Origin of the sequence: Mycobacterium sp. (assembly GCF_035697385.1) — a bacterium.
Taxonomy (GTDB): Bacteria; Actinomycetota; Actinomycetes; order Mycobacteriales; family Mycobacteriaceae; genus Mycobacterium.
On record NZ_DASSCY010000130.1, the window covers coordinates 25,872 to 33,451 of the forward strand.

Genomic DNA, 7,580 nt, shown 5'->3' on the forward strand with positions numbered 1-7,580 from the left:
AGATCCGCGAGGAGGCCGGAGATGTCGCAGCCGGTGCAATCACGCCGCGGAACGATCTCGGTCGTCACGACCGAACGCGGCCTTCCGGTCGCACTACGCCTCGACGACGTCGAGCTGAAGAAGCCGCCTGAACAGCTGGCGCGCGACATCATGGCGCTATGCCGTTTGTCAGCCGCCCGAGCCCAGGTCGCGCACAGGCTCGAACTGGCCGAAAAGGGTTTCAGCGCAGAGGTTATCCGCGGCCTGAACCTGGCGACCGAGGAGGATCTGACCAGCGCGGAAACCGACGCGTTCGGCGACGACGACGACCTGCCGCCTACCTGGATGAGGTCCGTGTGACCGGGCTCGCCGACTCGCTGATCGCCCGCATCATCAAGCAGCGCCATCTGATGGCTGCGATGGATGACCACTGCAAGTCGATCTCGGCGCGCGTCACGAGCCGAGACCAGAACGTCAGTGTCGAGGTGGACGGCTTGGGTGCGATGACGGGACTTTCGCTCGGTCCCGGCGCCCACGCATTGGGCGCCGAAGCGTTGGCCAAACTCATCGTCGAGACCGCCCGGGCCGCTGCGGGGGTGGCGGCGGACCGACAAAAGTACCTGACACAAGAGTTCAGCAGCCGGTTGCAGGATCTTAAGCAGACGCCGTTGAACCGCTGGGACGGCACAACTTTCGAGCCGGACGTGACATAACATTTCGCTGTCGCTCGGCGACGGTTTGCTCATGTGGTATGCGTAGCAGGATCCCAGCAGGTCGGGCCGCCCCACTGATATTTGCCGAAGTTGCACGTGAATTTTGGTCTCGGTGAACAACTTTCAGGACGCCGGGCGACGCGGACAGTGTGCTGCGAGACACCGCGCACCCCATGAGTCGCCGATGATCCTGCCGTTGTCATGCACGATGGGCTAATGATCCGCCTTCACCGGTTAGCCGGTCAGCGACTCGTACGGGCTCGGGGCAAGGTTGGAAACGCGAGCTGCTATGCGGGTCAGCAGCGATCGCACGAGACAGTCGTTGCCGACAATGTAATCAGGAAATGACGCCGGGCTATTCGCAAAATATTTACTCAGCAATTTGACAGCACGTCAATTATCGTACTGACCATTCCGCAAACCCACATTTGCGATCAAAAAGAGTTAGCTGCCAAGCATGTTCACAGTTATAGTTTTATTCGTCTGGACCAGACGCAGCGCTAACACCGAGCCGGGAAGGTATTAGCACGATGAGTGACGTTTTTGCCGCGGTTCCTAGCGGCATGGAGGCATTTACCGCCGCCAACGAAGCCGCGTCAACGGCGATCACAACGGTCGGATCGGCCGACTCCGCCGCGATGCTCAACGCCGCAGCAGCCGCGCTCGGGCCGATCGGCGCCCTCTACCTGGCGGCCTACGGGCCAGCCCAGGCAAGCAATTTGGCGGGGACGTTGCTTGTCGGCGGAGTGCACGCCGGCATCGGCTGCGCGACCAGCGCCTCCAAGTCGGCCGTCGTCGCCGCCGACAGCGATTAGCACGGCCGCACCGATGGCCGCGCTTTTGCCTCCGGCTCCGGTCAATCCGACGGGTCAGCTAGCTCAGTACGTCCCCGGCTACGATTCAGCGCCGGTCATCGCTGCTCAAGAGCAAAGTCTGCAAGACTTTCTGAATTTGCCAGTCAAAGAAATTCTTGCACGTCTTGGCTTGCCTCCAATTGCTGATGAGAAACCTGCGGAGGGCGAGCGGCCGCCAGAAGCGCAGCCCGAGGCCGCCCAACCGCAGGCCAGTCCAATGGATCCAAGCGCGCTGATCAGTCCCGTCACCGACGCGCTCGGCACGTTGGGGTCCGGCCTCTTCGAGGGCGTCGACCCGACAACGATGTTCCAGGGCATCGCCCAGGCTTTCCAGTCCACCGGCGGCTCGCTAGGGAAATCAGTGGGCTCGCTGGAGGACTCGTGGCAGGGCGAGTCAAGCACGGCCGCAGCTTCCAAGACCGCCAAGGCGATCGCCAACGGCGCCGAGGTCGGTGCGCAGTCCGACGCGCTGCGCGCGAGCCTGGAGGCGGCGGCCGCCAATGTTCAGCAGGCTCGGGTGCGGCTGATCGCGATCATTACTGAATTCCAGGCCACCATGGCGGCGATCGGCCCCAACATCATCTTTCCGTGGGGGTGGGCCGCCGCGATCGCGGCCGCTACCAAGGCCATCGCCATGACGGCCGAAGTGATGACCGAACTGCAAAGTTCGTTGGGAACGGAGGCCGCACAGGTGACCGCGGCCGGAGCGCCCGTGGAGGTCACCGCTGCTCCAGAGATGGCTAGTTCTTCGATGGCAGGCATGCTTTCACCCCTGATGTCGATGGCCACCAAGGGTGCGCAGGCAGGTATCCAAGCGGGCACAGGGGCGGCGTCCGCGGCAAGCCAAGCGGCGGCGCAGAAACCCGTTGATCCCGCCGGTGCGGCAGCCGCCGGTGCGGTCGGCCCCCGCCCCGGAGGGGCGGGAACCGGTGCAGGGGGTGGCGGAGGCGGCGGCCTCGGAACCCTTGCATCGCGGTCGATACCGACCTCGCTGATGGTTCAACCGGAAACTGCCTCGGCTCAACCAGGTGTGCGGGCCACCGGCGCTGCCGTCGGAGCGGCAGGCTCGGGCATGATGGGCGCGCCCTACGCACCAATGGCCGGTCACGGAGCGAACTCTTCGTCGAACAGCCACACGGCTGCGTCATTCCTTCACACCACCGACCAAGGCGGCGAGGTCGTCGGGGATCTCGGCACCGCGGCGCCCCCAGTCCTCGGAGAGGCCGATCCCAACGAACCTCCGGACGTCGAACTCCGGATCTAGTTATTCAACTCAAGGAGAACAGCAATGGCCGATAGCGCCGGAATGTCGATCCAGCCCGCCGAGGTGCTGGAGGTCACCCGTCAGCTCGACGAACTCGCCGGTCGCGTCCAACGTGTAATGCAGGACGAGGCAGCCAATCTCACCGTGACCGCCTCTGGCCGCGATGAAGTGTCCCAGCGAGTCGCGAGCACTCTTAACGAAGTTCACACTCAGTTCGGTACGGCCGCCGACCAAGGCCTCGGCGAGATGCACGAAGTTGCAGCAACATTGCGCGGCCATTCGAACAACGTCGCGGCGTCAGACGACTTCATCGACTAGCCGTGGCACGGGCACCCGTAGGTCACCCGAAACTGATTGCCAGACGGAGGTCGCAGCTTGGCTTTCACCAACGTTGTGTGGGCATCGCGCAGCACAGAGCAACTGGCGCGTGACCTCATCGACGGTCCGGGACCATCCTCGGTAGGCAACGCCGGTGCCGCCTGGGTGCGGGTGGCCAACGAACTTGCCAGTGTGTCAATTGATTTCGATAGGCTCCTGGCGCGGCTGCGGACCGTATGGGAAAGCCAGGCCTCCAACGCGGCGGCTCAACGTCTGGAAGAATTCGGCAAATGGCTGCAGGCCGTCAGCCTTAGCGCCGCGGCGAACGGCCAGCGGGCGGAAGAGGCCGCCGTCGCCAACACGGTTGCCGTAATGGCGATGCCCAGTGTCTCCGAGGCGATCGAGGCCAAGGCCGCTCAGGACATGATGGCCTCACTGGCCGCCTACAACGGCGCAGTGCTCACCGGCCGCTTCGCCGAATTCGACCAAGCCGCCACCGCCAATCAGGCCAATGCGGCCGCCGTCATGACCCAATACGAGGAGGCCGTCTCGCATCTGGCGCAGCCATGGGAGCAGCCCCCACCCCCGCAAGTGTCAAAGGGGAATGCACTAGCGGCCGAACAAAACGGTCAGGGCGAAGCAGCCGGCGGTGGCGGTGGCTCTGCCGGGGGCGGCGCGGGTGGTGCCGGCACGGCGCCGATGCCGCTGGCACCGATGCTGGCTCAGGGAATCCAGTCCAGCGCCGACCCGAAGAACCTCAAGAACACCGGATTTGCCTCTGCCGGAGGGGCTTCCGGAGCCGCGGGGATGGGCGGCGCCCCCTACGCGCCCTTTGCCCCGATGGGTGCGATGGGTCGCGATCAGAACCACGGCTACGAATCGACCCAGCCCGCCTCGTCACTCGACGGCGCCGGCGAGCCCGGGGCGGGCCTGTCGAGTTCGGGGCAGGCTTGGCTGCCGTCAACCGGGCAGAACGACGCGCCGTTCATGGTGTCCAGCGTCAGCTGGGGTCCCGAGACCGCCGTCTTCGACGAACTTGCCGCGCCCGAAGAGCCTGCGGTCGAGGGCTTCGCCGAGGAGCCCGAGCGCGCACTTGAACAAGTGGACGACCGCTGGGTGTCACCCCCGGTTATCGGCGTCGACCGGGAGCTGAATCTGTGACTGCCACGCTCACACCACGTTTCGTCGTCACCGACGACGAGTTGCAGGTCATGGCGTCTCGAGTGGGAGTCCAGGCGCTGCCCGTCGTCCTGGGCATGCGGCCGCGCCACAGCACCGAGACCGCCCTTCTTGAGGCGGCCGATCGTGCCACCCGTGCCCTGACCGCCCGGGGACTGATCCACGACGGGGAGGCGACACCCGAGCTCGCGAGCCTGCTGCGGGCGCTGCAACGACCCGATCGGGAGCTGGCGATGCGTCTTGTCACCCCTGAAGGCATCGCCGGAGTCGCGGTCGTACGTCAAGGCGCGCAGTGCATCTCGGCACGGCGGGTCGCCAACGAAGTTCTTCTGGAAGTGATTGAAGGCGAGGCGACGCTGGCCGCGGCAGCCCAGGCGCTGGTGCGTCACCTACCCGCGGCCCCGACCGCAGAAATCAGTCCGGTGGGCGCGCCATTGGATGCCGCCAGCGAGGCGTTGTCCGGTACCCATGATGCGGCGCTGCTCTCGGATCGCATTCGAGCGCTGGGGGCCGAGCCACGCACAGCGATGCTGCTCGGCTCGGCGCTCGCCACACGGCTGGCTTTCGCCGAGATCGTGTACTACGCGCTCGACGCTGACGCAGACCTGATCTCGCGCTGTCCCGCCGCGGTCGGCGTGTTCTATACGAAGCGTGGGCGCATCGTCGGCGCGCCCAGCGCCTCACCAAGCGGCCAGTTGTGGACCACTCTGAAGGCGGGTTCCGACCACGCCATCAAGCAGGCCGTCCGCCAGCTTGTCGAGCTTTCCACCGAGAGATGGGAGGAGTTCTAGAAATACACAGCCCTCCTCGCGAATTCTCAACGACCGCCCGGCGATTCCCGCCGGATCTGACATGAGAGGTAGTTATGGCGCTCAGTCTTACACCAGACGAAGCTCAGGCCAAGATCAATCAGATTGACAACGAGATGATCGATGTCCGCAGGCTGGCCGACAGGATCCTCGACAGCACCACGACCATGTGCGCCAGCTCCTGGCAGGGCGGCAGGGCAGCGACGTTCAGCAGGATCATGGGCCAGCACCACGAGGACTTCAACACGGTCCTCAACAACCTGCAGACGATTGTCGACAAGGGCAAGTCGGACATCCAAACGCTGGTCGCCCACGACACCCAGTAGAACGAAAGGACTTTGACTATGAGCGGTACCATCAATTACCAGTACGGCGCCAACTACGCGTCTCTGGACGACATCCAGGGCGCGACCAACGACGCACAAGCGATGCGCGAGGAAGTCAACCAGGTCTTCGCCGCGCTGATGACCGTCTATGAAGGCGACGCCGCTACGAAGCTGCACGAGCAGCAGACGATCATCTTGAACCAGATGGACGCGGTTCTCACCGAGATCACCCAAACTCGGCAGGGTGGCAACCAGTCGCAGGAAGACGCCGCTGTGCTCGACGCGCACCTTGCCGGCGGCTTCTAGTACGTCGCGCGTCGAAACTGCGGCCAGCGCTACAGGTTCCGAACGTCGGACGCTCTGGCCGCAGTTTCGGCATCAGAGAGGCGGGTCGGCATGATCACCGATGATGTGGCGCCGCTGCGCCACGACGTCGAGCCATGGTTCATGAGCGGGTTCGACTTCAGATGCGTTTGGGAAGCACTGGGCCTCGACCACCTCCCATTTCCGCTCGCCTATCGGGACCGGCACCACACATACATGTCGGAAGCGGAGGCCGACAGACGGGCTGCACTTGCCCGCCAGCGTGCAGATCTCACGCAGAATCGCGTGCGCATCCTCGAAGCGCTGCGGTTCCCGGCCTTCGTGATGTTGGGATTCGGGCGCATCGGGTACGGCGCCGCCGAACGGCCCTATCGACTGTTCGGCGTGATCGGGACAACGGGATACTGCGCTGTCATCACGCAGGATCCCAGTGAGCAGACCATATTCGGCGAAGACATCCAGATCATCGGCTGCGTAAACGTCGACTTTCCGCAAGTGGTTCTGGAAGCCTTACCCGACTACAAGCCTGGAAACAAACCACGTGAGGATACGCAGCTCGAGGACGCGTCGCCGGCGGAGTTCTTCCGCGACTCGAGAATCATTGCTTCCATACTCCTGGGCGGCTCCGCCGATTTCACGCGGGACTATGAACTTCGGAACGCCAACTATCTGACGCTGGTGAACGTGGAGGACGACGGAGCATACGTGGTAAATGAAGGCACACACGCGTTTCAGATCATTCCCGCCACCGTCCCGAACCTTCTGGACACCTTCAAGAAGGTCGAGAACCTCCAGCTGAAGTCGACGGAAAAGCTTTCGGCGGCAACAAAATCAAACCGAGACTTCAATGGCGTTTCTTAGCGCGATTTCAGCCTACGTGCCGAGCGGCACGGATACCGATGGTCGCCCGAAGCATCTTTCGAGTGCACCATCCGAAATGCTGTCCGTGCACGAAATGGTGGAGCTGGCCGCACGACAGATCGACCCCTCGGTGCTGTCCGAGGCCGCGGACAGCATGGCCGCGTCATTCCATTGTGGTTCCTTGTACCAAGGCGAGCACTTCTGGCCCATACAAAATTCACTCCAACAGTCCGTCCTCGGCGGAGAGTCTGCGGGTGCCGCCACCGAGATCCGACAGTTCTGTTCCGGTGGGCTGTACGGCGTGATGCTTGCCGACGCGGTGCTCGACGCGGGCTGGGCCGGGGACTACGCGATGGTGACGGGCGGCGATAGCAATTTCTTCTTCGACCGGTATGAGTACGCAGCGAGCCCGGCGACCGAGGGCTCGCTGATGGGCGATAGCGCCTTCTGCACTGTGCTGAACAGGAATGAAGGCTTCGCGCGAATATTGTCCGCTGCGGCGCGTTCATACAATCCGTCGGCCGACATGATGCGCGGCAGGGCGGACCTAGGAATCGACGATCCGTCGTTTCCGGCGCTAGCGGATTGGATCGCCAGGTTCGAAGCCTATGAGCGACGCCATCCGGGGGTAGCCGCGGATAACGCGATGGCCAGTTTCCAGACCGCCGTCGGCACGGTAACTGAATGCTACGAACGCGTAGGGCTTGATCCAGACGAGATCGATTGGTGGGCTCCTTCATTCATCGAGCCGAGTGCCGTCACGGACACCCTCGCAAAGCAATCCGGCCTCCGGCCCACGCCCGGCCTGCATTCATTCGCCGCACAATTCGGGCATCTGACGGTGTCTGACTTCTGCGTGAACCTCGTCTACCTCATGAACAAGAAGATCGCCAAGGTGGGTGACTTGGTCATGCTGTTCGACGCCGGAAATTTCGTCAACTCAGCAGCGGTCT

Annotated in this window: 11 protein-coding genes; all 11 read left to right on the top strand. The window is 63.7% G+C overall.

All coding sequences use genetic code 11. The annotated features are described in order from the left end of the window. Window positions 1-21: 21 nt before the first annotated feature. A complete protein-coding gene (locus VFH65_RS11165) occupies window positions 22-339 on the top strand; it encodes a hypothetical protein (RefSeq protein WP_353321450.1) in 318 nt (105 codons plus the stop codon). Further along, window positions 336-692, top strand: coding sequence for a YbaB/EbfC family nucleoid-associated protein (locus VFH65_RS11170; RefSeq protein WP_353321451.1), 357 nt, complete (start codon window positions 336-338; stop codon window positions 690-692). The genes VFH65_RS11165 and VFH65_RS11170 overlap by 4 nt, the downstream gene beginning before the upstream one ends. A gap of 530 nt (window positions 693-1,222) precedes the next feature. Further along, window positions 1,223-1,507 (top strand): hypothetical protein, encoded by a 285-nt coding sequence (locus tag VFH65_RS11175; protein ID WP_353321453.1) that lies wholly within the window; start codon window positions 1,223-1,225, stop codon window positions 1,505-1,507. A gap of 256 nt (window positions 1,508-1,763) precedes the next feature. Continuing rightward, a complete protein-coding gene (locus tag VFH65_RS11180) occupies window positions 1,764-2,810 on the top strand; it encodes a hypothetical protein (protein WP_353321455.1) in 1,047 nt (348 codons plus the stop codon). A 24-nt stretch (window positions 2,811-2,834) separates the two neighbouring features. Next, window positions 2,835-3,128, top strand: a complete 294-nt coding sequence (locus VFH65_RS11185; protein ID WP_353321456.1) for a PE domain-containing protein — start codon at window positions 2,835-2,837, stop codon at window positions 3,126-3,128. 57 nt (window positions 3,129-3,185) lie between these two features. Then, on the top strand, window positions 3,186-4,289 hold the full coding sequence (locus VFH65_RS11190) for a PPE domain-containing protein (protein ID WP_353321458.1): 1,104 nt from the start codon (window positions 3,186-3,188) through the stop codon (window positions 4,287-4,289). Further along, window positions 4,286-5,098, top strand: coding sequence for an ESX secretion-associated protein EspG (locus VFH65_RS11195; protein WP_353321460.1), 813 nt, complete (start codon window positions 4,286-4,288; stop codon window positions 5,096-5,098). Before VFH65_RS11190 ends, VFH65_RS11195 begins: the two co-directional genes overlap by 4 nt. 74 nt (window positions 5,099-5,172) lie before the next feature. Further along, window positions 5,173-5,442 carry a WXG100 family type VII secretion target gene (locus VFH65_RS11200; protein ID WP_353321462.1) on the top strand — a complete coding sequence of 90 codons (270 nt, stop codon included), beginning with the start codon at window positions 5,173-5,175 and terminating at the stop codon, window positions 5,440-5,442. An 18-nt stretch (window positions 5,443-5,460) separates the two neighbouring features. Next, complete coding sequence (locus VFH65_RS11205; protein WP_353321464.1) at window positions 5,461-5,748, top strand: hypothetical protein; 288 nt, start codon at window positions 5,461-5,463, stop codon at window positions 5,746-5,748. A 90-nt stretch (window positions 5,749-5,838) separates the two neighbouring features. Continuing rightward, window positions 5,839-6,627: an ESX secretion-associated protein EspG gene (locus VFH65_RS11210; protein WP_353321465.1), complete on the top strand. Its 789-nt coding sequence runs from the start codon at window positions 5,839-5,841 to the stop codon at window positions 6,625-6,627. Then, window positions 6,614-7,580, top strand: a 967-nt coding sequence (locus tag VFH65_RS11215; protein WP_353321466.1) for a hypothetical protein, incomplete at its 3' end; no start/stop codon positions are given. The genes VFH65_RS11210 and VFH65_RS11215, both read left to right, overlap by 14 nt.